The following is a 21,523-nucleotide window of genomic DNA, read 5'->3' on the forward strand; positions in this document are numbered from 1 at the left end:
CCTAGAAATTTATAAAGCCTAGCGATAGATAAAATTTATGCCGAATTTATACGTTTGGCTGTTTTGAAAATGCAAATAAATACAAAAAGTAAGGAAATTTATGCAAAAGTATATTGATTTATTAAAGCAGCATGATCTCTTAAAAATCATTGATAAGCCCGTAGATATAGACCTTGAGATAGCACATGCAAGCTATATTGAAATTAAAAAGCCTGATAGCAAGGCGTTGCTTTTTACGAATCCCGTTTGTAAAAAATCGGGTCGTAAATTTGCTCCCGTGCTTACAAATGTATTTGGAAGTTTTGAAGCTACAAAGCTTATAATGGGAGTAGATCCTGATGAAGTGGCTAAGGAAATTTCAAATCTTTTAAAACCAAAAAAGCCAAAAGGTTTTGCACAAAAGCTAAATTTCATGAACTATCTTTTTGGTTTAAGAAATGTATTTACAAGGCGTATAAAAGGCGAAGGCGAGTGCCAGCAAGTGAAATTCAAAGGCGATGAGGTTGATCTCTTTAGTTTGCCTGTGCTTAAGACTTGGGAGCTTGACGGAGGCGCGTTTATCACGATGGGGCAAGTTTATACCCAAAGCCTTGATGGCGAGCTTGCGAATTTAGGCATGTATCGCTTGCAAATTTATGATAAAAATCGCCTTGGAATGCATTGGCAGATTCATAAAGACGGTGCAAATTTCTTCAACGAGTATAAGCGTGCTGGCAAGAAAATGCCCGTGTCTGTGGCTATAGGCGGTGATCCGCTTTATATATGGTGCGGTCAGGCTCCGCTTCCAAAAGGAATTTTTGAACTGCTTCTTTACGGATTTATCAGAAAAAGCCCTGCAAAGCTCGTAAAATCACTTACAAATGAAATTTATATCCCGCATGATGCGGATTTTGTTATTGAAGGATTTGTTGATACCTCTAAAACCGAGCTTGAAGGACCTTTTGGCGATCATACGGGTTTTTATACGCCGATTGAACCTTTTCCCGTGATGGAAGTTACCGCGATTACGCATAAGCGAGAGCCGATTTTTCATGCGACCGTTGTGGGTAAGCCACCGCTTGAAGATAAATATATGGGCTGGGCTACGGGGCGAATTTTCTTACCGCTTCTTCAGACTACGGTGCCTGAGCTGATTGATTATGATATGCCTGAAAACGGAGTGTTTCACAACCTTATCCTAGCAAAACTTGAAACTCTATATCCGGGACATGCTAAGCAGGCTATGCACGCATTTTGGGGTGTTGGGCAGATGAGCTTTGTCAAGCATGCGGTGTTTGTAGATGAGAGCGCACCAAATCCTAGCGAGTATGATAAATTTACCGACTATGTTTTAAACAGATTTGGAGTAAAAGGGCTTTTGATAACAGAAGGAGTTTGCGATCAGCTTGATCATGCTAGTCCAAATTCTTGCTATGGAGGCAAGCTTGGCATAGATGCGACTGCGGATTTTAGCGAAGGCGAGGTAGAAATTTTAGCCGATGATACTTTGTTTGAGAAATTTAAAGAGATCGACGAGGATGTTCTTGAGGTTAAGCAGTTTAAAACTGGCGCCAAATCTCCTATCTGCGTCATCAAATACGATAAAAAACGCCCTTTAAAAGAGACGCTTGATAAATTTATGCAGCTTAAAGAGTACTTTAAAATAGTTGTTTTCGTAGGGGCTGAAAACTATCTTGAAAATCCCTATATGCTCGTTTGGCGAGTTACTAATAACATAGATGCTATGCGAGATATATACATAAAACAAAGCGTGGTTTTTGTGGATGCCACGCAAAAAGGGATTGAGGACGGCTATGAGAGAGGGTGGCCAAAGCAGACCGATTGTACTCCTGAAGTCGTAAGAAGCCTCATTGAGCGCGGTATCGTTGAAAACGATGAGAAGCTGTTTAAAAAATTTGAGATATTTGGATAGATTACGGCCTTGCCTGAATTTGATTGAGTAAATTTGTTAAATTCGGTGTTTAAATTTAAAGAGATCTTTTGCAAATAGACTTAAAAACTATCGTTATCTTAATGCTTGTTTTAATCCTGATAGCTCTTTTAATAAGGCTTTCGCGAAAAACAAAGATCAAGCAAACTCGCTATAAAAGCGATAGCGGCGACATGGTAAAGAGTAGGGCGGAGCTTATAATAGCAAACTGGCTCTTTTATCGCGGAGTAAAATTTATCTACGAGAAAAAGGCGAATGCAAATCAGCGAGTGATTAGCGATTTTTATCTGGTTGATTATGATGTTTATGTCGAATTTTGGGGGCTTGAAACGCCCGCTTATCTTAAACGCAAGAAAAAGAAGATTAAAATTTACAAGAAAAACCGCCTTAAGCTAATCGAGATGAATGACGATAGCTTAAGGGATTTGAATCAATTTTTTGCAAAGGAATTTGCTAAATTTAAGATTAGATTATCATAAATAGCAAGTTTGAGAGATTAGAATTTTAAATTTATACTAATCTCACTTTTAACTTATGATTTTTTATACTTGTTGGAATTTCGCCGTTTGCTAGGCTTGCAAGCTCGGCTGTGCGTAGGATATAAAATTTTTCTAAGCTTCTACCGATTGATTTTTGCAGTTTGTTTGAAAGCGTATCAAACATATAAAAGGCTTGCTCGTTATCAACTAGTAAAAAATCAGCCCCGCTATCAAACGCGTCAAATAAAATTTCGCCGGCAAGTTTAAAAGCAAGCTCGTCATTTAGTCCGATCAACTCAAATCCGCAAGGCAAATTTTGGCTATCGGTGCTGATGAATTTCGCCTTTAGACTTCTTATATCATCCGAAATTTCACCGTAGCTTGCGATTGTAAAATCCTTAAAATCATGTTTTAAATTTAGTTTTTCTATTTTCATTTCAGCACTCAGAGCAGGCAGTTTTCTTTCGGGCTCTTTTAAATTTGATTTTATGAATTCTAAAGCTCCTTTGTAAATTTCATCATTCCAAAATATCCACTCTTTTAAATCTCCCGCTATCCATACGCCAAATTTCCTATTGCTTACGACGGCTAAAATTTCATCTTTTTTATCAGGATATTTTTCGCATAGAAATTTAGCAAATACTATCGCGCTTGAACCGATGAAATTTGGCTCAAATTCACTCATAAATCCTGCATAAAAATATGGCTTTAGGCTCTCGTAAAATTTAGCATCCTCTTTTGTATAAAATTTACTAAATAGCTTGATTTTCCTCATAAAGTCATTATCGTTTATGGTGAGATCTTTTACCGCTCTTTTTGTGCTTAAAGGCTCTATGATAAGAGTGCTCTTAAAATGGTTTAAGATTAGATCAAAGCTAGTATCTAGGCTAACTACCACGCCGTTTATCTTTACAAATTTAACCCCTTCAAAATCAAAATACGGATCGTTTTTTTTAATATCCTCTAGTAAATCTTGTAAGTTTTTAAAGTTGTAGTTTTCAAAAAAATATGGTTTGTAGTATCTTAACACATCGTTTTTGGCGTTAAATCTAAAAATTCTCACTTCAAGCATCTGCCGTCCTTTTAAGGGTAGTTTATAAAATTTTAGCTTAACTAACGTTTGAAGTAGTTTTTAACGTCAAATTTTATAAAATGTGGCATGGATAAAGAACAGCTGATAATCGATAAATTTAGCAACTCATTTATAGGCGATGACGGTGCGGTTGCTGGAAAATGGGTCTATAGCAAGGATCTATTTTACGAAAATACGCATTTTAAGAGATCTTGGCTTAGCCTTGATGAGGTTTCTTATAAGGCGATGATCGTAAATATCTCAGACGCTATCGTTATGAATGCGGTTCCTAAATACGCGCTTTTGGGGCTTGGACTTCCTAAGGACATAAAGCCCGCTGAAATTTCTTTGCTTAAATCAGGTATCCAAAAGGCTTGCGATGAGTTTGGATTAACGATAATAGGCGGCGATACGATAAGTAGCGATAAAATCTTTATAAGCGTAACCGTTGTTTCAATAATTTACGACAAGCCTATCTTTAGAAATGGTGCAAAAAAAGGCGATTTTATAGCTTATACGGGAAAGCTTGGAGAGAGTTTAAAGGGATTAAAAGCTTTGATGAACGGCGGAGCGGTAAGTAGAAATTCTCGCTTTAAAAGACCGATTTTAAGGGATAAATTCTTTTATTCGGCTAGCAGGTTTATAAATTCCGCCATGGATATTAGCGACGGGCTTGGTGCGGATTTGATTAAGCTTTGCAAGTCAAGCGGTTGTGCGGTGAAATTTATCAAGCAAATCCCTAAAAATCAAATGCTAAGCGGCGAAGAGTACGAGGTGCTTTTTACGTTTAGCAAAAAAAATCTGCACAGGATCAAAAACGAAGCCAAAAAAGCTCGCGTAAAAATAAATATTTTTGGAAAAATCACAAAAGGAAGATATAAAACCCATGCAAGACAACACCACTTTTAAGCCCTTATACGCACTCGCTCACACTCCTATAAATGCTTATTTCAGCAAGAATTCGGATGATTTTGTAGTGCGTGAAATACCGCTTTACGAATTTAGCGGAGATGGCGAGCATCTTATCGTTGAAATTTCCAAAAAAGATATGACGACACAAGAAGCCTTAAAGGCTTTAAGCGACTTTACGGGCGTTAAGATAAGAGAATTTGGCTATGCGGGGCTTAAGGATAAGCAGGGAATGACTACTCAATTTATCTCTATGCCGCGTAAATTTGAGGCGAATTTGGCAAATTTTAGCCACGATAAAATGAAAATTCTAAACATGAACGCTCATAACAATAAGCTAAGAATAGGTCATTTAAAGGGCAATAGTTTTTTTATCCGTCTTAAAAAAGTCCTTGCAACCGATGCTCTTAAGCTTGAGCAGGCTATTAATAAGCTAGATGAGATCGGATATCCGAACTATTTTGGCTATCAGAGGTTTGGCAAATTTGGCGATAATGCAGCTAGTGGATTTGAAATTTTAAAGCACGGAACTCTAAACGGCAAAAAGCTTAAAAATCCAAAAATGAGCGAGTTTTTAATCTCCGCTTATCAAAGCGATCTTTTTAACCGCTGGCTTAGTAAGCGTATCGAAATTTCGCGATTTGCAGATGAATTTAGCGCAAAAGAGCTAGCTGAAATTTATAAATTTATGAGTGCGGACGAGATAAGAGAGTTAAAGAGTCAAAAGCAGTTTTTTAAGCTGATTCGTGGCGAAGTTTTGGGTCATTATCCTTTTGGCAAGTACTTTTTGTGTGAGGATTTGCAAAGTGAGGTTGAGAAATTTAATCTCAAAGATAGAACCAGCTGCGGGCTTATCGTGGGAAGTAGGGCGTATAAAAGCGAGGGGCTTGCTAAAAAGATAGAGGATGATATCTTTAGCAAGGCAAGTGAATTTGAAGCTAAGATGAGCGGAAGCAGGCGTTTTGCTTGGAGCTATCTTGAAAATGTTCAATATAAATACAATCCTGAAAAAGTGCATTTTGGCATAAATTTTACTTTGCAAAAGGGCTCGTATGCGACTGTGGTTTTGGAAGAAATTTTGCATAAGGATATTTTCGAATAAGGAGAGAATATGCGATATTTTGTGATTGCTTTAGGGTGTTTAGCATGTTTTTTGGGATTTGCAAAGGCTTGCGAGTCGCCTCCTGCTGCGGAAGCTTTCGTCTATGAAAATGATATGGATTTAGACGGCGTACTTGATATGAACGAGTGGAAAAATGTAAAGAGTATGGAGAATTTTAGAGTTAAATTTGGAGATTTTAGCGAAGCGGAGTTTGAAAAATTTGATAAAAACAAAGACGGTAAGCTTGAGTGGGAAAGCGAGCTTGAGGGTAGTATCGAATACATAAAAGATCCTTGCGAGATCAAGGAAGAGCAAGAAAATTTTAAAAAATCAAAAAGCAACCAAAAAGGAAAATCGTGAAAAATATCTTTTTGTGCTCTTATTTTGCAGGAGTCTTTGAGCTCTTTGCGGATAAATTTGACTGCGAGGGAAAGAGTGTTTGCTTCATATCAACGGCTGGCAAATTTGAAGAGGTGAATTTCTACGTAGATGAGGCAAAAGAGTGCTTTAAAAATGCTGGCGTGAAAGTCAATGAGCTTGATATCTCGGTAAGCGACAAGACGGAAATTTTGAAGAAATTTAGCCAAAACGACTTCATCTACGTATGTGGCGGAAACACATTTTATCTCTTAAGTGAGTTTAAAAAATCTGGCATCATGAGCGAGCTAAAGAGCCTTGTAAATAGCGGCAAAATTTATATCGGCGAATCGGCAGGCGGCATAATAACATCGCCTGATATCGAGTATATAGGGCTAATGGATGAAAATTTAGCGGAGTTAAAGGATCTTAGCGGCTTAAATTTGGTGAGTTTTTATACTTTGCCTCACTTGGGCGAATTTCCGTTTGAAGAAGCATGTAATAATATAATCGCAAAATTTGGCGAGAAAATAGATCTAAAAGCGATAAATAACTCAGAAGCGATTTTAATTCGTGATGAAGAAGCGGTTATTTTAAGCGCAAAGTCGCTATAATCTCATCGGCACGGCAAGTGATTGCTTTTACATTCGGTTTAAAAGAGGAAAGTCCGAGCTGCTATAAGACAAAGTCCCATCTAACGGATGGCTAGGGAAACCTAAGGGATAGTGTAACAGAAAGCAGACTGCCGCTTCGGCGGTGATGGTGAAACGGCGGGGTAAGAGCCCACCAGCGCCACGCGAAAGCATGGCGGCTATATAAACCCGACTTGCAGCAAGAAGGGATGGTTTTAGTCTTATGTTAAACCCTTCGCTAGAGCCAAATTGCGAAATTTGGATTAGATAAATAATCACTCACGACAGAACTCGGCTTATCGCCGTGCCTTTATTTATGCATTTAATCCTACAAATTTAACTATCTTGTGTTTACAAAGCGTAGCTGTTTCGGATTTGTTGTGAGTTTGGAGCAAGAGCTGATAAATTTCTGGTTTGAGGTTGTTGCAGTCTTTGTGATTTTGAAATTTGCGCTATTTTTGATAGGCAAATTTCAAAAAATATCGACAGAAAAGAGTAAGGGCTATATTGTGCTAAATTTACTCAAATAGCCTTTTACTGCATGTAATTTCTAGCGTCTTTTAGTTTTTTCATCTCCAAGCTTAGCTTATCAACCTTGCTTTTAATGATCTCTATAGCGCCTTCGGTTAGAGTTGCAGCCTCGCTGAGCTGTTCTAGATTTTCAAATTCCTGCGGAAAATTCTCTATCAGCTTTTCTAGGCTTGCGACATCGCCGTTGCTTACGGCTATCTTAAATTCTTCCAGCCATTTCATTGCTAGTTGGTGGCCTCTTTCCACGCTTCAAGAAGTTGCTTGGTAACATTTACAACCTCTTCTAAAATCTTTTCATTGTTTGAGATATTAGCTTGTGAAAGAAGCTGAATTTGCCTCGTATAAAGACCGCTTAGATAGTGTGCCACATCTCCTTGCTCGTAATCAAGCGAATTTAAAAGCTCGATAAAGATAGCGTTTGCTCGGTTGATAAAATAGACCTTTTTTTCGATGTTATTTTCTTGCATCGATTTTTTCGCTCTAAAGATAAACCTTAAAATTCCTTCATACAGCATCTCTATTAGCTTTTGAGGAGACTCAATGCCTCCTACAGCGTTTTGAGAATATGCCGCGTAAGCTGTGTTATTTATCATATTTTTCCTATCTCTTTGCATTCATTTCGGCATCGATCATTGATTTTAGCGTCGAGAATTGATTTTGCAAGTTGCTAATCATCTTGTCATAAGCCAAAAACCTCTCCGCCATCATGTCGTATTTGGTATTTAGATCGGTTACCGCACGCTCTTTATCTTTGCCTAGTTTTTCCTTTTCGCTAGTTAAATTTTGAGCAAAAATCGTTAATGAGCCCTCTTTGCCGACTATGTCTTTTAATTTTGTGTTTAAATTTGTAAAAATCCCGTCTGTCGTCGTCTTTTTGGCGCCTATGTTGCTATTTGCAAGTCCTAATTTATCAAGGATATTAGGATCGCCCTTTACCTCTATACTTGTGCCGTCTATGCTTTTTAGCACGATTCTATCTTCGGTTTGATTAAGGCTTGCCCGCACTCCGCTAATGCCTGCTTCATTTATGGCTTTTAAAAGCGCGATTGCGTTTTCTTTTGACGAATTTGATGCAGGAGTGCTTAAATTTATCTTTTTGCCGTTTATTGTAAAATCTTCATTTGCTATCGTAAGCGCTCCGCTATTTATAGGCTTAGAGCTTCCCGTGATAACTTGAGAGTAGCTTGTCGAGCCTGTAAATAACATCTTGGCTTCGTCTAAATTTTTATCAAGTTTTTCGCTTAGTTTTGACTGATTGACTTTAAGCAGTCCGTCTTTAGTAAGCTCAAATCCAAAATCTGTCAAATTTAGATTTTTTGTTTTGCCGTCAATTGTTATGGCTTTATTTTCAAAAAGAGCTTTGTTTATGGTTGATTTGATACTGGTTATCTCGCTAACACCTTGAAACGTGCCCGCGTTTTTCGTATCGCTGTTATAGTCCGTAGCTACGTCAAGATTGTTCATAAGTGAGTTATAAGTCTTTACTAAGTTGTTTATCTCAGCTTTTATGTCTTTATTGTCTTCTTTTATACTAAATGTCGTTTTACCCGTCTCTTTAAGGGTTAAATTTAGTCCTATGTTAAGATCTTTTATATTGTTAGTTGATCTATTTACGGTTATGCCGTTATATGTAAATTCGGCATCCTGAGCGGTTGAAATTTTATTATTTGCTACGTTTGCGCTATCCCAGCCAAGCTCGGTTAGAATTTCGTTTGCATTTGTTAGCGGATTACCGCTGCCGTCATCGGTGCTAAATTCTATCTTGTTTTCTGCACCCGTGTTTTTGGATTGTAAAATCAGCTGATACGGTTTATCTCCGCCCACTTTGAGCACTCTGGCTTGCACTTCGCCGTTTGTGGCGTCGTTTATCTTTGTAGCTAGCTCTTCAAACGAAGTTGATTGTTTTAACTCTATTTTGTATGTGTTTGAGCCAAATTTGATAGCAAACGAACCCTCTTTGCCGACAAAAGACTCGGGAGCCGTAAATTTCTTGCTTTGGTAGATATCTTTTTGCGCAAGTTGTTTTACGTCTATCTCGATATCTTGCAGACCTACGCCGGGATCTGCTTGCAAATCGGCACTTTTTCCGTTTGTGCCAACGTTTCTTTTAAGAAACATCGTTTCATCGCCAAGTGCCGCAACGGAAGACTTAAAAGAGCTTACAAGAGTTTTTATCGCCGAAAGATCTTTTTGTTTAGTTAAGTTTTTCTCTAAATTTTTAGAAATCGGATCTACTAAACCCTTGTGATCGGCGGCCTTTAGCTTATCTATAACCTCTTGGGTTAAAACGCTACTTCCAAGACCTAGTGAAGATATCTTACCTAATGCCATTTTTAACTCTCCTTGTCGAATAATACCCCGACAGCCTCCCTGAAGTATTCGCTTAGTTTCATTACTTGCTCGCTTGGGATTTTTCTTATAACTTCGCCCGTTTTTACTTCCATTACATTCACATATAGCGAATTTATCTTGTCGTTATATGCAAAGCGAACATTGGTATCAAGGGCTTCCATCTGTCTATTTAATTTTTCGGTCGCTTCGTTTAGTCTTTTTGCTAAATCTTCGTTGTCTATGCTTAAATTATTTTGCGCGCTGTTTTGTTGTAAGTGCGTTTGCTCAACTTCCCTTGTTTGAGTATGCGCTTGAGCGTTGCTAGGATGCGCTACAGTATTCATTTGCTGGCTAGCGACTTTAAAAATTTCCATCTTTTCTCCTTTAAAGATTGCCGTTTTAATCAATATTATTTCCCTACATCGTCATAATTTTAAATTTCTTTATACTATAAATTCTCTCTTTGAATTAATTAAAATTTACGCTTAAATTTGCTAATATTTCTTACTTTTTAAAAGGAAATTCGGTATGAAAATCTCATTTGATTGCGATTGTATATTGCTTCAAAACTCTCTTGAACTGTTTTTAAAAGATTTTATTGCGCATAAAAAAGATTGCGATTTTATAATTTCTGACAGAAAGATAGAGAGCAAAAAGCCTGTTTTTATAATCACCGCAAATTCCGCTCATCTTCAAATTCCTTTTAGCAAAGAGACTCTTTTAAATACGCTTGAAGAGTTTTATTCCGCTATCCAAATTCCAAAAGCAAGCTTTAAGATAGAGCAAAAAGATGAAAATTTAGCCCTTGAAGAGGCTATTTCAAATTTGGTGGAAAAATTTAAAAAAGATCTCATAGCTCTTATAAAGTCTTATCTATGAAAAAGCTTTTTACAACTATTTCAAGCGGTAAATTTAAAGGTAAAAAACTAGCCTTGCCTTCTCTTGCCACTACAAGAAGCACAAAAAATATAGTAAAAGGCTCTTTTTTTGACAGCTTCAGATATGATTTGCGCGGTAAAATTTTCATCGAAGCCTTTGGCGGAAGTGCGCTTATGGCGTGCGAAGCGCTTAGTAACGAGGGTAAAAAAGCATATGCTATAGAGCTTGATAAAGCGGCCTTTAAGATAGCTTACGAAAATGCAAAAAGTATCGATGAACTAAATTTGCGCGTGCTAAACGGAGATACCTTTAAGCTCACGCCAGAAATTTTAAGAAGCGAAAATTTTGGCGAAAAAAGCGTTATCTTATATCTTGATCCGCCTTTTGATATAAGAGAGGGCTTTAAGGAAATTTATGAAAAGTGCTTAAATTTGATATCAAATTTAGACGAAAAGCAAATTTTTTTAATCGCAATAGAGCATGCAAGCTCTTACACCCTGCCTGAAAATATCGGCAAATTTTCGCTTATAAAAACTAAAAAATTCGGAAACACCTCCTTAAGTTACTACTCGTAAATTTGGAATGCTTCTTGCTTTATTTTAGGCAAATAAACTAAAAGGACGGCTATGAAGCTAGCTTCATCACTGATTGCTGCGTGTATGCTTGGCGTATTTGCAAATGCGGCTCAGATAAAAGATATCGCAAATGTCGTAGGAGTTAGAGAAAACCAACTGATAGGATACGGACTTGTAGTGGGGCTTAACGGCTCGGGCGACGGCTCAAGCTCTGAATTTACTATCCAATCCCTTTCAAACATGCTTCAAAGCGTAAATGTAAAAATCGATCCAAACGATATAAAATCAAAAAACACCGCAGCCGTTATGGTTACGGCTAAGCTTCCCGCTTTTGCAAGACAGGGCGATAAGCTTGATGTGGTGATATCCTCAATCGGCGATGCCAAAAGTCTACAAGGCGGCACGCTTCTTATGACCCCTTTAAAGGGCGTTGACGGCGATATATACGCGCTTGCTCAAGGCTCGCTTACCATAGGCGGAAAAAGTGCAAGCAGAAATAGCGGCAATCACGCAACCGCGGGAACGGTATTTGGCGGAGCTTTTGTGGAGCGCGAGATAGTGTATGATATCTACAATCAAGAGGCTATAAATTTAAGCCTTAAAGAGTCAAACTTCGGCATTGCTTCAAATATCCAAAATGCTATAAATTTGCATGTGGGAGGCAATGTAGCCGTGGCTATCGACCCAAGAACGGTTAGGGTTAGTAAGCCTGAAAATGCCAGTATGGTTGAGTTTCTGGCCGGGATTTTAGAGATAGATGTTGATTATAAAGCGCTTGATAAGATAATAATAGACGAGCGCACGGGCACGGTAGTAAGCGGCGTAAATATCACCGTTGATCCCGTCGTAATCACGCATAAAGATATCACGATAAAGATCGAGCCAAACTCTTATGAAGACGGCGAGCGCGCTATAGATATCAAAGACAACACGGCGATAGATCCGGTGGCAAATTTGATAAAGGTAAGCGGAGAGCGCACCACCGTAGCAAGCGTAGCAAGGGCTCTAAATAAACTCGGAGCAAGCCCAAGCGACATCATCGCGATAATTGAAAATTTAAAGCGAGTCGGCGCTATACATGTTGATTTGGAGATCATATAATGAACGTTGATAATCACTTAGCTATAAACGCATATAACAGTATCGCGACAAATTCTATCACAAACAGAGCAGGCAGAAGCGAAGAGGAAAACGATAAGCTCTTAAGAGAGCAAACAGATGCTTTTGAGGCGTTTTTGGTTAAAAGCGTGCTTGATATTGCGCTTAAAGATGAAAATCCGCTCTTTCCAAAGGACGCTGGAGATAAAATTTACTCATCTATGTATAACGACACGATGAGTAGGGCTTTGAGCGGAAATTTAGGCTTTAGTGAGCTACTTTATAATTTTTTAAAGGAAAGGGCTTAAGAAAATTTTATTTATGCCGATTTGGTAATCAAATGTTTAAAAAGGCATAACAATGATATCGACACTCGGTTCAAAATTTGGGCTTAGCCCTCAGCAAATTTCACGAAATGAAGTTAAAAAAAGTGAAGTTAGCGAAGAGATTAAAAACACACAGGATAAAAGCGAAAGCAAGGTAGCGAAAATTTCGCAAGCGATAGCCGACGGAACTTATAAGATAGATCTTTCAAAAACCGCGCGCGCAATTGCCGATGAGATTATGTAGCATGAATTTGTCCTTTGTGTGAATTTGCAGAAAGGACAAATATGCTTAAAACTTATTTAAATGACGCGATTGGCGTGCTTGATGAACTTATTAAAACTACAAATTCTGATATTGAAAATATCAAAGAGGCAAAACACTCCGCCGTTGAAGAGAGTGTGAAGTTAAAAAACGACCTCATAAAAAAATTTGAAAACACAAAATCACTACTTGACAAAGAGCTTTTAAGAATTTCAAAAGAGCAAAACAGCTCTGATCTAGCAAGCATACTTGACGATGAAGTAAAGGCAAATTTAGTCAATATGAGAAGCAAGCTTGAAGAGCTTCATCTAAAAAACAAAGAGTATGCAAGATACGTAGTAACGGTTAAAGAATTTTTTGACAGTTTGGTTAAAGATATGTTTAAAGATGCAAAAGACGATAGCGGCTACGCAAAGGCTACTCCTACGCCTGAGACGCTACTAAAAACAAGGGTTTAAAATGGCTAATATATTTTCTTCGCTAGGAATCGGTATAAGCGGGCTTGATGCGGCTCAGATGCAAATTTCAACTACCGGGCACAATATCACAAACGCCGATAACGAGCACTACACAAGACAGCGCGTGATTCAATCGGCAAGAGAGCCTGAGCACGGGATGCCCGGTGATATCGGACGAGGCACCAAGGTAGATACCATAGTAAGAATTCATGACGAATTTGTGTTTTCCCGACTTAGAAGTTCTTCTAGCAATCTTGAATTTTCGGCATACAAAAAGAGAATTTTAGAAGAGATTACTCAGAGATTTCCTGATTTAAAAAGTGTCGGAATAGGGCGAGATATACAAAACTACTTTGATGCGTGGAATAAATTTGCTTCAAACCCGACAGAGGGCTCTCAAAAGATAAATTTGCTAAATGCGGCTCAAACTTTAGCAAAGAGCATTCAAGGCGCTTCCGATATGCTGCATAAAATTCAGCAAGATGTAAATTCGCAGATAGAAGTAACGGTAAATGAGATAAATAAATATGCAAAAGAGATAGCCGAGATAAATAAGCAAATTCAGCGCGTGGAATCAGTAGGCACCACAAGGGCCAATGACTTGCGCGATAAACGCGATCAGCTTGAGCTTGCCATCTCAAAGCTCGTTAATTCAACCGCCTTTAAAGGCGAGCTTCAAGGAAGTGCTCATATAGACCCTACCATAACCGATATGGGTTCAAAATACAATCTTAATATTTCGGGATTTTCCATAGTGGATGGCGTAAATTTCCATCCACTTGTTCTTGATAGCTCAACCAATAAATTTGGCTTTCATAATATCTACTACGAAAGAGAAGACGGCAAACGCGTGGATATGTCCTCTAAGCTTACAGGCGGCAAACTAGGAGCGGCGCTTGATCTAAGAGGTAGATATCTTAGTGATAGCGGAGAATTTCAAGACGGAATTATTCAAAAATATATAGACAATCTAAACACTTTTGCCAAAGGTTTGATAACCGAGACCAATAATATCTACGCCAAATCGGCTGTAGAAAATATAACAACAGACGAGCTTAGCTTCCTTGAGCCTTCAAGAACGCTTATGAATTTTAACGATGACATCAAGCATGGAAGCTTTGATGTGATAGTTTATGACAACCAAGGTAAAGAAGTTGCCAGAAAAACCATAACCATAGACGCTACTACGACGATGGATGATCCTACTAGAGGCACTTCTATCATCAAAGACTTTAACTCAGATACGGATGATAATAAAGACAATAATATACACAATGACGTAAATGATTATTTTAAGGCTTATTATCAGTATGATCCAGTTACTAAAAAGGGAACGTTTGGCGTATCGGCTTTAAAGCATTCAGGTGAATATAGTATAGCGTTTGTGGATAAAGGAACAAATTTCCCGGGCATAATAGGCACAAATAAATTTTTCAAAGGAAATAGTGCAAAAGATATCGGCGTAAAAACCGAGCTAGTGGAAAATCCGCATAAACTTAAAGGTTACTCAAATCCGACTCCCGGTAACAATGACGTAGCAAACGATATGGTTCAGCTTCAATATAAAAAGATACATTTTTATTCAAACAAGCATGCGGATAAGATCGAGACTATAGAGGGTTTTTATCGATTTATCACAACCGATATCGCAAGCCAAGCTCAGGGCAATAACTACTTGCACTACACAAACCAAGCGATAAATAAAACCGCCATGAGTGAGCATCAATCAGTTAGTGGCGTAAATCTAAACGAAGAGCTAACCTCTCTTATAAGATTTCAGTCAAGCTACGGTGCGGCGGCCAAGATAATAACGACTGTTGAAAAGATGCTTGATACTCTACTAACGCTTAAACAATGACGGATTTAAAATCTTTACTTGACGCTCATGCGCTTGAGAAAAATACCAATCTGGGGCTTTATTCAGCCTCGGATCCGCTTCAAGCAGCAAGCAAATTTAAAGAGCCTAACATAGCCTTAATATGCGCTTTGTTTGCTTACGGCAATGCAAATTTGATCCTTAAATTTCTAAATTCGCTTGACTTTAGCTTGCTTGATGAGAGTGAAAGCAAGATCGTTTCAAATTTGCAAAATTTCAAATACCGATTTCAAAGCGTTGAAGATGTGAGGCAAATTTTTATCACTCTATCTAGGCTGAAAAAAGATGGAGATATACAGAGTATTATCAAAAGCGGCTTTGATAAAAACGGGCTTATGGTTGAAGGCATAAACGAGCTTATCAAATTTATTTACTCTTTAAATTCGTATAGATCCGACGGATATGAATTCTTTTTTGGAAAGAGCTTTGAAAACAAACCAAATTCGCCATATAAACGCTACAATATGTTTCTTCGTTGGATGGTAAGAGATAGTGATATCGACCTTGGGCTTTTTAAAAATTTGCCTAAAAGCGAGCTTTTAATCCCGCTTGATGTGCATACTCACCGAGTTTCGCTTGCGCTTAAGTTAATAAATCGCAAAAGTTATGATTTTACAGCTGTTTGTGAGCTTACGAACAGACTAAAAGAGTTTGATCCGCTTGATCCTATACGCTATGATTTTGCGCTTTATAGGATAGGGCAGAGCAAAGAGCTTGAGAAAATTTTAAATCCCGAAAAATAATTTAACATATTTAAAACGGCTATTTAATGAAACTAAAGAAAAAATTAATATTTACTATTAATTTTTATTTACAAAGTTTTGTTATAGTTATATATGAATTTATTTTAAAGGAATTTCATGAAAAAAACTCTTTTACTTAGCGCGTTGCTTGGTACTATGCTATTTGCTAATGAGCATATGCATTTTGACCCTAAAGCTCAAAAACATATCGTTATCCCTATGGAGCAACTTGGTGAAAAAGGCAATACAAACGTAGGTGAAGTTGTAGCTATCGAGACAAACTACGGCGTAGCGTTTTTCCCAAATCTAAAAGGAATTGAGAGCGGTGCTCACGGATTTCACGTTCATATGAATGCAGACTGTGGCGCTACTGAAAAAGGTCTAGGTATGAAAGCCGGCGGTCACTGGGATCCGACAGATACTAAAAAACACTCATTTCCATGGGATGATATGGGTCACAAAGGCGACTTGCCTATCCTTTATGCCGACAAAGACGGTAACGCAGTATATCCTGTACTAGCTCCAAAGATCAAATCGCTTGACGAGCTAAAAGGACACTCACTAATGGTTCACGTTGGCGCAGATAACCACCACGATCATCCAAAACCACTTGGCGGTGGCGGTGCAAGACTAGTTTGCGGCGTTATAAAATAATTTTCTCGGCTCCTTTTTTGGAGCCGCTCTCTTTAAATTTTCTTCCAATTCTTTAAATCACAAAATATCATTAAAATTTAATAAATTCTTTAGTATTATTTTTGCCTGTTTTGAATTTAGATTTAAGAAAAATTATGGAATTTGATCTCTTAGCTTATTTTATATTTTTTGGCGCTGCGTTTTTAGGCGGATTTATCGACTCTATTGCTGGCGGAGGCGGACTTATAACTCTTCCTGCGATCATGGCTATGGGAGTGCCGCCTCATCTTGCGCTTGGGACGAACAAGCTTCAAGGATCTTTTGGAAGCTTTACGGCGACTTTAAATTTTACTCGCAAAGGCATGATTAACTATAAAGAGGCGTTTTTAGGCATTATCTTTACTTTTATCGGCGCATGCCTCGGCGCTACTTTAATCTTATTTTTAAATCCAAATTTCTTAAAAATCGTAATTCCGTTTTTATTAATCGCTATTTTTATTTATACTCTCATCACTCCAAAGATTGGCGATAGTGATAAAAAAGCGAGGATGAATTATAAAATTTTCTATATATTTTTTGGGCTTTTGATTGGTTTTTATGACGGTTTCTTCGGACCCGGAGCCGGTTCGTTTTGGACTTTTGCTATGGTGGCTTTGATAGGACTTAGTATGAAAAAAGCTGTTGCACACACAAAGCTTTTAAATTTCGTTAGCAATATCGTATCTTTAGGTGTTTTTATCATCGGCGGACAAGTTCTTTGGAAGGTTGGAATATTAATGGGAGTAGGGCAAATTTTAGGCTCTTTCATAGGCTCAAATTTAGTCATTAAAAAAGAGGTTAAATTTATAAGAGCGATGTTTTTATTTGTGGTTGGAGCTACTATCTTAAAACTTCTTTATGATTATTTCGCTTCTTAAGTTCAAAAATCAAAATAAGTGCCAAAATAGGGCAAAGTTAAAAAACTTTTAACAATAAATTTGCTAAAATCTCAGCAAAATTTATAAATTTAAGGTTAATGCATGAAAGATTTGTTTCTCTTTTCAGGTCTTATTTCACATTCACACTCCTTTACTTATGCGGCGCATTTCTTGCTTGTTACGCTTATCATTTTGGTTGTCGCCAAGCTTGCCACTAGAAATATGCAGCTTGTTCCAAGAGGCACTCAAAATGTCGTTGAGGCGTATTTGGAGGGCGTTACAGCTATGGGTAAAGACGTGCTAGGAAGCGAGCAGCTAGCTAGAAAATACCTTCCGCTTGTTGCAACTATAGGTTTTGTAGTATTTTTTTCAAACGCTATCGGTATCATTCCGGGCTTTGAGTCGCCTACATCAAGCCTAAATTTGACACTGACACTTGCTCTTGTCGTGTTTGTTTATTATAACTTTGAAGGCATTAGAAAAAACGGAGTTATTAAGTATTTTGCGCATTTTATGGGACCTAGCAAGGTTTTAGCACCACTTATGTTTTTGGTTGAAGTTGTTTCACACCTTTCACGTATAGTTTCTTTATCTTTCCGTCTTTTTGGAAATATCAAGGGTGATGATTTGTTTCTTATGGTTATGCTTGCGCTTGCGCCTGTTATCGCACCGTTTCCTGCGTATGCTCTACTAACGCTTATGGCCGTGCTTCAGACATTTATCTTTATGATGCTTACTTATGTGTATCTTGCGGGTGCTATTTTAATAAGCGACGAACATTAAAATTTAATTTTACCGACTCAAATTACGGTCGGTAAAATTTAAAATTTCTCACTATTTTTATCCTCAAATTTCAAATAAAATCGCTGTTTTTAGATAAGTTAAAAGAAATAATTGCTAAAATAACGCTTAAAATTTGCGCTATAAATTCACGGCGTATTCTTAACAAAAAGGTTAATTATGTTTGAAGTCGTAATCGGTCTTGAGGTTCATACTCAGCTTAATACAAAAACGAAAATTTTCTGCTCCTGCTCGACAAGTTTTGGCGATGAAGCAAATACTCATGTCTGTCCCGTTTGTCTAGCGCTTCCAGGAGCCTTGCCTGTGCTAAATAAAGAAGCCGTTAGAAAGGCTATAAGCTTTGGCACTGCGGTAAATGCAACTATAAATAAAAAATCGGTTTTTAATAGAAAAAATTACTTTTATCCGGATCTTCCAAAGGCTTATCAAATTTCTCAGTTTGAAGTGCCTATAGTAGAAAATGGCGAGCTTTTTATCGATGTAAATGGCGAGAAAAAGCGCATAGGTATCACCAGAGCCCATCTTGAAGAAGATGCCGGCAAAAACATCCACGAAGGAAGCGTTAGCTTTGTTGATCTTAATAGAGCGGGAACTCCTTTACTTGAGATAGTTAGTGAACCTGATTTAAGAAGTAGCGATGAGGCGGTAGCTTACCTTAAAAAGCTTCATTCTATTTTGAGATTTTTAAACATAAGCGATGCAAACATGCAAGAAGGAAGCTTTCGTTGCGATGCAAACGTAAGCATTAGACCCAAGGGCGATACGAAACTTTACACAAGAGTTGAGATTAAAAACTTAAATTCCTTTAAATTTATTCAAAAAGCTATTGATTACGAAGTGCAGCGCCAAAGCATAGCGTGGGAAGATGGCAAATACGATGAGGAAGTTTATCAAGAAACAAGACTTTTTGATACGGTAAATTTGGTTACAAAATCAATGCGCGGTAAAGAAGATAGCGCGGAGTATAGATACTTCCCCGATCCTGATTTATTGCCCGTAGAAATTCCTGAAGATATGTATAATGAGGCGATTAAAATCCCTGAGCTTGCAGAGCAAAAAGTGGCTAGATATATAAAAGATTACGATATCAAAGAAGACGATGCTAAAAATTTAGTAAGTTCTGCCGAGATGGCAAAGTATTTTGAGGACTTGGTGGGCGCTAACATATCTCCAAAACTCTGCTCGACATGGCTGCTTGTAGAGCTTTTAGGAAGGCTTAAAAACGGCGTTACCATAGAGAACTCTCCTGTAAATAGCGCCAAAATGGCAACTCTTTTAGCCAGAATAGAGGACGGCACTATAAGCGGGAAGGCTGCTAAGGAGATTCTTGATTTTCTTATGGAAAACGATATAAGCGTAGATGATGCGATAGAGAAATTGGGGCTTAAGCAAGTTAGTGATGATGGAGCTATACTTGCGATTATAGATGAAATTTTAAATGCAAACACCGATAAGGTTGCCGAGTATAAAAGCGGCAAAGACAAGCTATTTGGATTTTTTGTCGGTCAGGTTATGAAAGAAGGCAAAGGCGCCTTTAATCCGTCTAAAGTCAATGAACTGCTAAAAACAAAGCTTTGATATGAAAATAGCTGTTTTTGGAGCGGGCAAATGGGGAAGCGCTCTTTTTCATGCGCTTTCTCAGAAAAACGAATGCGTAATAAGCTCTAAAACACCTCGTCAAATTCCAAATTTCGTATCTACCGATGAGGCCTTAAGGGCTGAAATTTTAGTTATGACTATTCCTTCTCAGGTCACGGGCGAGTGGCTTAAGAAAAATTTTAAAAATTACAATCAAAAAATTTTAGTAGCCTCAAAAGGAATAGAAACAAGCAGTTTAAAATTTTTAAACGAAATTTACGAGCAGTACGTCGATAGTTCAAATTTGGCTTTCTTATCAGGACCCACCTTTTCAAAAGAGGTAGAAAAGAAACTTCCTTGCGCCCTTGTCGTAAATTCTATAAATTTGTCGCTAGCCCAAGAAATTTCAAATCTTTTTCCAAGTTATATCAAGGCATATACATCAGACGATGTTATAGGGGCTGAAATTTGTGGAGCGTATAAAAACGTGATTGCCATAGCCGGTGGAATTTGCGATGGTCTTGGACTGGGAAATAACGCTAGAGCAAGTCTTATCTCAAGAGGGCTTGTCGAGATGGCGAGGTTTGGCAAGTATTTTGGCGCAAGAGACGAGACTTTTTTAGGTTTAAGCGGGGCGGGCGATCTTTTTCTTACAGCTTCAAGCGTCTTGTCGCGTAATTACCGAGTAGGACTTGGGCTTGCTAAAAACGAAAGCTTGAATAAAATTTTAAACGATCTAGGCGAAGTTGCCGAGGGTATAGATACCTCTTATGCCATAGAAAAGATTGCTAAAAAAGAGGGGATTTATACTCCTATCGTAAACGAAGTAGTCGCCATGCTTGGCGGGAAAGAGGTTCAAAAGAGCCTTATTGATCTTCTTAGCAGGAAGAAAATTTGAGAATTTTATCGAGGCTGTTTTTTTGCATTGCTATCATCACCTGCAGTTTGCTTTTTGCAAACGAAAAACCGCCGCTTCGCAAAATGATAGCCCAGATGATAATGGTGGGCTTTAACGGCGCAAATCAAAACGAAGCTAAATCCGCAATATCTGATGCTAAGTATCAAAGATTTGGCGGAGTTATGCTGCTTGGCAAAAATGTCAAAGATAAAGAGAGTCTAAAGTCTTTAACTGTAGCCTTTAAGAATGCTCAAAAAAATATATTTATAGCCATAGACGAAGAGGGCGGAATCGTAACAAGATTTAAGGATAAGGTGGGATTTGAAACCTTTATCTCTGCAAGCGAAGTGGCTAGAAAGCTTGATCTGGAAAGTGCAAAAGAGCTTTATGGTCGTATGGCTACTCAACTAAAAGAGGTCGGCGTAAATTTAAATTTCGCCCCGGTTGTCGATGTATTAGACACGGTATCTCCTATCATAGCTTCCAAGGATAGAGCCTTTAGTAGGGATATAGACGAAGTTTCTTTATATGCGAGTGAATTTTTAGACGCTTTTAGCGAAGTTGGGGTGCTAACTACGCTTAAGCATTTTCCGGGACACGGTTCTGCGCAAACGGACTCGCATAATGCAAAAACCGTGATAGAAAACTTTAACTATAATGAACTTAAACCTTATTATGATGCGATCAAAAAGAATCAAGCAAGGCTTATAATGGTTTCTCATGTCTATTTAAATCAAGAGGATAATCAAAATCCTTCATCTCTTTCTGAAAAAATTATCCAAAATTTGCTAAGGGAAAAGCTGAAATTTGATGGAGCCGTCATAAGTGATGATATGCTTATGGGAGGCTTAAAGGACTTTAGCCTTACTCAAAAAGTTGTAAATTTCATAAATGCGGGCGGAGATATTTTACTCTTTAGCGACTTTATGATAGGGGAGCAAAAAACCGCCGAATACGTAACGCAGATAATAGTTGATGCGGTAAATCAAAAGAAAATTCCAAAAGAGCGCATAGAGCTATCTTACGAGCGAATCATGAAGCTTAAGAGCGAACTTCAATAAATTTTATTCCTTGTCATCCACCTAATTTAACAATATTTTTAGACTTTTAAAATTAAATTTGAGTTATAATCTAAA

At 37.9% G+C, this 21,523-nt stretch carries 26 protein-coding genes and 1 other RNA gene; 22 read left to right on the forward strand and 5 right to left on the reverse strand.

Annotation, left to right across the window (positions count from 1 at the left end):
- The first annotated feature begins 100 nt into the window (after positions 1-100).
- Both CORI_RS04570 and CORI_RS04575 read left to right on the forward strand, forming a co-directional pair.
- The gene (locus CORI_RS04570; RefSeq protein ID WP_173030995.1) at positions 101-1,912 is read left to right on the forward strand and encodes a menaquinone biosynthesis decarboxylase; all 1,812 of its coding nucleotides are present in this window, start codon (positions 101-103) and stop codon (positions 1,910-1,912) included.
- 68 nt (positions 1,913-1,980) lie between these two features.
- Positions 1,981-2,409, forward strand: coding sequence for a helicase IV (locus CORI_RS04575; RefSeq protein ID WP_254064962.1), 429 nt, complete (start codon positions 1,981-1,983; stop codon positions 2,407-2,409).
- A gap of 31 nt (positions 2,410-2,440) precedes the next feature.
- Here the strand turns inward: CORI_RS04575 and CORI_RS04580 are convergent, their stop codons facing one another.
- Complete coding sequence (locus CORI_RS04580) at positions 2,441-3,481, reverse strand: hypothetical protein (protein WP_173030996.1); 1,041 nt, start codon at positions 3,479-3,481, stop codon at positions 2,441-2,443.
- An 87-nt stretch (positions 3,482-3,568) separates the two neighbouring features.
- Here CORI_RS04580 and CORI_RS04585 point away from each other — a divergent pair, with 87 nt between their 5' ends.
- The 6 genes from CORI_RS04585 (at position 3,569) to CORI_RS04610 (ending at position 7,011) form a co-directional block, all read left to right on the forward strand.
- A complete protein-coding gene (locus CORI_RS04585) occupies positions 3,569-4,390 on the forward strand; it encodes a thiamine-phosphate kinase (RefSeq protein WP_173030997.1) in 822 nt (273 codons plus the stop codon).
- The gene (gene truD, locus CORI_RS04590; protein ID WP_254064976.1) at positions 4,359-5,492 is read left to right on the forward strand and encodes a tRNA pseudouridine(13) synthase TruD; all 1,134 of its coding nucleotides are present in this window, start codon (positions 4,359-4,361) and stop codon (positions 5,490-5,492) included. The genes CORI_RS04585 and truD overlap by 32 nt, the downstream gene beginning before the upstream one ends.
- 9 nt (positions 5,493-5,501) lie before the next feature.
- Entirely contained in the window at positions 5,502-5,852 is a 351-nt protein-coding gene (locus CORI_RS04595; RefSeq protein WP_173030999.1) for a UDP-glucose 6-dehydrogenase, read from the forward strand.
- The gene (locus CORI_RS04600) at positions 5,849-6,463 is read left to right on the forward strand and encodes a Type 1 glutamine amidotransferase-like domain-containing protein (protein ID WP_173031000.1); all 615 of its coding nucleotides are present in this window, start codon (positions 5,849-5,851) and stop codon (positions 6,461-6,463) included. The genes CORI_RS04595 and CORI_RS04600 overlap by 4 nt, the downstream gene beginning before the upstream one ends.
- 5 nt (positions 6,464-6,468) lie before the next feature.
- Positions 6,469-6,796, forward strand: an RNA gene (gene rnpB / locus CORI_RS04605) — RNase P RNA component class A.
- A 65-nt stretch (positions 6,797-6,861) separates the two neighbouring features.
- A complete protein-coding gene (locus CORI_RS04610) occupies positions 6,862-7,011 on the forward strand; it encodes a hypothetical protein (protein ID WP_173031001.1) in 150 nt (49 codons plus the stop codon).
- 4 nt (positions 7,012-7,015) lie between these two features.
- Here the strand turns inward: CORI_RS04610 and CORI_RS04615 are convergent, their stop codons facing one another.
- From CORI_RS04615 to CORI_RS04630, 4 genes are read right to left on the reverse strand one after another with little or no spacing between them, the layout of a single operon-like run.
- Positions 7,016-7,234, reverse strand: a complete 219-nt coding sequence (locus CORI_RS04615) for a hypothetical protein (RefSeq protein WP_173031002.1) — start codon at positions 7,232-7,234, stop codon at positions 7,016-7,018.
- Positions 7,235-7,236: 2 nt separating this feature from the next.
- Positions 7,237-7,605 (reverse strand): flagellar export chaperone FliS, encoded by a 369-nt coding sequence (gene fliS, locus CORI_RS04620; protein WP_173031003.1) that lies wholly within the window; start codon positions 7,603-7,605, stop codon positions 7,237-7,239.
- A 7-nt stretch (positions 7,606-7,612) separates the two neighbouring features.
- The gene (gene fliD, locus CORI_RS04625; RefSeq protein ID WP_173031004.1) at positions 7,613-9,343 is read right to left on the reverse strand and encodes a flagellar filament capping protein FliD; all 1,731 of its coding nucleotides are present in this window, start codon (positions 9,341-9,343) and stop codon (positions 7,613-7,615) included.
- 2 nt (positions 9,344-9,345) lie between these two features.
- Entirely contained in the window at positions 9,346-9,717 is a 372-nt protein-coding gene (locus CORI_RS04630; protein WP_172199282.1) for a FlaG family protein, read from the reverse strand.
- A 154-nt stretch (positions 9,718-9,871) separates the two neighbouring features.
- On the opposite strand from CORI_RS04630, the gene CORI_RS04635 reads away from it, so the two are divergent.
- From CORI_RS04635 to CORI_RS04700, 14 genes are all read left to right on the forward strand, one after another.
- Positions 9,872-10,222, forward strand: coding sequence for an ornithine carbamoyltransferase (locus CORI_RS04635; protein ID WP_173031005.1), 351 nt, complete (start codon positions 9,872-9,874; stop codon positions 10,220-10,222).
- A complete protein-coding gene (locus CORI_RS04640) occupies positions 10,219-10,797 on the forward strand; it encodes an RsmD family RNA methyltransferase (RefSeq protein ID WP_173031006.1) in 579 nt (192 codons plus the stop codon). The genes CORI_RS04635 and CORI_RS04640 overlap by 4 nt, the downstream gene beginning before the upstream one ends.
- 51 nt (positions 10,798-10,848) lie before the next feature.
- Positions 10,849-11,898 (forward strand): flagellar basal body P-ring protein FlgI, encoded by a 1,050-nt coding sequence (locus tag CORI_RS04645; protein WP_173031007.1) that lies wholly within the window; start codon positions 10,849-10,851, stop codon positions 11,896-11,898.
- A complete protein-coding gene (locus CORI_RS04650; RefSeq protein ID WP_173031008.1) occupies positions 11,898-12,203 on the forward strand; it encodes a rod-binding protein in 306 nt (101 codons plus the stop codon). The genes CORI_RS04645 and CORI_RS04650 overlap by 1 nt, the downstream gene beginning before the upstream one ends.
- A 52-nt stretch (positions 12,204-12,255) precedes the next feature.
- Positions 12,256-12,465, forward strand: coding sequence for a flagellar biosynthesis anti-sigma factor FlgM (locus tag CORI_RS04655; RefSeq protein ID WP_172199294.1), 210 nt, complete (start codon positions 12,256-12,258; stop codon positions 12,463-12,465).
- A 41-nt stretch (positions 12,466-12,506) separates the two neighbouring features.
- Complete coding sequence (locus CORI_RS04660; protein WP_169941527.1) at positions 12,507-12,941, forward strand: flagellar export chaperone FlgN; 435 nt, start codon at positions 12,507-12,509, stop codon at positions 12,939-12,941.
- Position 12,942: 1 nt separating this feature from the next.
- The gene (flgK, locus tag CORI_RS04665; RefSeq protein WP_173031009.1) at positions 12,943-14,799 is read left to right on the forward strand and encodes a flagellar hook-associated protein FlgK; all 1,857 of its coding nucleotides are present in this window, start codon (positions 12,943-12,945) and stop codon (positions 14,797-14,799) included.
- Positions 14,796-15,560 carry a TIGR02757 family protein gene (locus tag CORI_RS04670; RefSeq protein WP_173031010.1) on the forward strand — a complete coding sequence of 255 codons (765 nt, stop codon included), beginning with the start codon at positions 14,796-14,798 and terminating at the stop codon, positions 15,558-15,560. The genes flgK and CORI_RS04670 overlap by 4 nt, the downstream gene beginning before the upstream one ends.
- 117 nt (positions 15,561-15,677) lie before the next feature.
- Positions 15,678-16,214 (forward strand): superoxide dismutase family protein, encoded by a 537-nt coding sequence (locus tag CORI_RS04675; protein WP_173031011.1) that lies wholly within the window; start codon positions 15,678-15,680, stop codon positions 16,212-16,214.
- Between the two features lie 134 nt (positions 16,215-16,348).
- Positions 16,349-17,110 carry a TSUP family transporter gene (locus CORI_RS04680; protein WP_173031012.1) on the forward strand — a complete coding sequence of 254 codons (762 nt, stop codon included), beginning with the start codon at positions 16,349-16,351 and terminating at the stop codon, positions 17,108-17,110.
- Between the two features lie 102 nt (positions 17,111-17,212).
- Positions 17,213-17,893 (forward strand): F0F1 ATP synthase subunit A, encoded by a 681-nt coding sequence (locus CORI_RS04685; RefSeq protein WP_173031013.1) that lies wholly within the window; start codon positions 17,213-17,215, stop codon positions 17,891-17,893.
- A 177-nt stretch (positions 17,894-18,070) separates the two neighbouring features.
- Positions 18,071-19,489 (forward strand): Asp-tRNA(Asn)/Glu-tRNA(Gln) amidotransferase subunit GatB, encoded by a 1,419-nt coding sequence (gene gatB, locus CORI_RS04690; protein ID WP_173031014.1) that lies wholly within the window; start codon positions 18,071-18,073, stop codon positions 19,487-19,489.
- Position 19,490: 1 nt separating this feature from the next.
- A complete protein-coding gene (locus CORI_RS04695; RefSeq protein WP_173031015.1) occupies positions 19,491-20,387 on the forward strand; it encodes an NAD(P)H-dependent glycerol-3-phosphate dehydrogenase in 897 nt (298 codons plus the stop codon).
- On the forward strand, positions 20,384-21,448 hold the full coding sequence (locus CORI_RS04700; protein ID WP_254064963.1) for a glycoside hydrolase family 3 N-terminal domain-containing protein: 1,065 nt from the start codon (positions 20,384-20,386) through the stop codon (positions 21,446-21,448). The genes CORI_RS04695 and CORI_RS04700 overlap by 4 nt, the downstream gene beginning before the upstream one ends.
- The last annotated feature ends 75 nt before the right edge of the window (positions 21,449-21,523 follow it).

Source organism: Campylobacter sp. CCUG 57310, assembly GCF_013201975.1.
Classification (GTDB): domain Bacteria; phylum Campylobacterota; class Campylobacteria; order Campylobacterales; family Campylobacteraceae; genus Campylobacter_A; species Campylobacter_A canis.

Excerpts from the sequence above, each read along its gene's own strand:
- CORI_RS04650 (WP_173031008.1), top strand. The coding sequence starts at position 11,898 with ATGAACGTTGATAATCACTTAGCTATAAACGCATATAACAGTATCGCG.
- CORI_RS04670 (WP_173031010.1), top strand. The coding sequence starts at position 14,796 with ATGACGGATTTAAAATCTTTACTTGACGCTCATGCGCTTGAGAAAAAT.
- CORI_RS04635 (WP_173031005.1), top strand. The coding sequence starts at position 9,872 with ATGAAAATCTCATTTGATTGCGATTGTATATTGCTTCAAAACTCTCTT.
- CORI_RS04570 (WP_173030995.1), top strand. The coding sequence starts at position 101 with ATGCAAAAGTATATTGATTTATTAAAGCAGCATGATCTCTTAAAAATC.
- CORI_RS04640 (WP_173031006.1), top strand. The coding sequence starts at position 10,219 with ATGAAAAAGCTTTTTACAACTATTTCAAGCGGTAAATTTAAAGGTAAA.
- CORI_RS04695 (WP_173031015.1), top strand. The coding sequence starts at position 19,491 with ATGAAAATAGCTGTTTTTGGAGCGGGCAAATGGGGAAGCGCTCTTTTT.
- CORI_RS04660 (WP_169941527.1), top strand. The coding sequence starts at position 12,507 with ATGCTTAAAACTTATTTAAATGACGCGATTGGCGTGCTTGATGAACTT.
- CORI_RS04595 (WP_173030999.1), top strand. The coding sequence starts at position 5,502 with ATGCGATATTTTGTGATTGCTTTAGGGTGTTTAGCATGTTTTTTGGGA.
- CORI_RS04685 (WP_173031013.1), top strand. The coding sequence starts at position 17,213 with ATGAAAGATTTGTTTCTCTTTTCAGGTCTTATTTCACATTCACACTCC.
- gatB (WP_173031014.1), top strand. The coding sequence starts at position 18,071 with ATGTTTGAAGTCGTAATCGGTCTTGAGGTTCATACTCAGCTTAATACA.
- CORI_RS04580 (WP_173030996.1), bottom strand. The coding sequence starts at position 3,481 with ATGCTTGAAGTGAGAATTTTTAGATTTAACGCCAAAAACGATGTGTTA.
- CORI_RS04675 (WP_173031011.1), top strand. The coding sequence starts at position 15,678 with ATGAAAAAAACTCTTTTACTTAGCGCGTTGCTTGGTACTATGCTATTT.
- CORI_RS04615 (WP_173031002.1), bottom strand. The coding sequence starts at position 7,234 with ATGAAATGGCTGGAAGAATTTAAGATAGCCGTAAGCAACGGCGATGTC.
- fliD (WP_173031004.1), bottom strand. The coding sequence starts at position 9,343 with ATGGCATTAGGTAAGATATCTTCACTAGGTCTTGGAAGTAGCGTTTTA.
- CORI_RS04680 (WP_173031012.1), top strand. The coding sequence starts at position 16,349 with ATGGAATTTGATCTCTTAGCTTATTTTATATTTTTTGGCGCTGCGTTT.
- CORI_RS04585 (WP_173030997.1), top strand. The coding sequence starts at position 3,569 with ATGGATAAAGAACAGCTGATAATCGATAAATTTAGCAACTCATTTATA.
- flgK (WP_173031009.1), top strand. The coding sequence starts at position 12,943 with ATGGCTAATATATTTTCTTCGCTAGGAATCGGTATAAGCGGGCTTGAT.
- CORI_RS04655 (WP_172199294.1), top strand. The coding sequence starts at position 12,256 with ATGATATCGACACTCGGTTCAAAATTTGGGCTTAGCCCTCAGCAAATT.
- fliS (WP_173031003.1), bottom strand. The coding sequence starts at position 7,605 with ATGATAAATAACACAGCTTACGCGGCATATTCTCAAAACGCTGTAGGA.
- CORI_RS04645 (WP_173031007.1), top strand. The coding sequence starts at position 10,849 with ATGAAGCTAGCTTCATCACTGATTGCTGCGTGTATGCTTGGCGTATTT.
- CORI_RS04630 (WP_172199282.1), bottom strand. The coding sequence starts at position 9,717 with ATGGAAATTTTTAAAGTCGCTAGCCAGCAAATGAATACTGTAGCGCAT.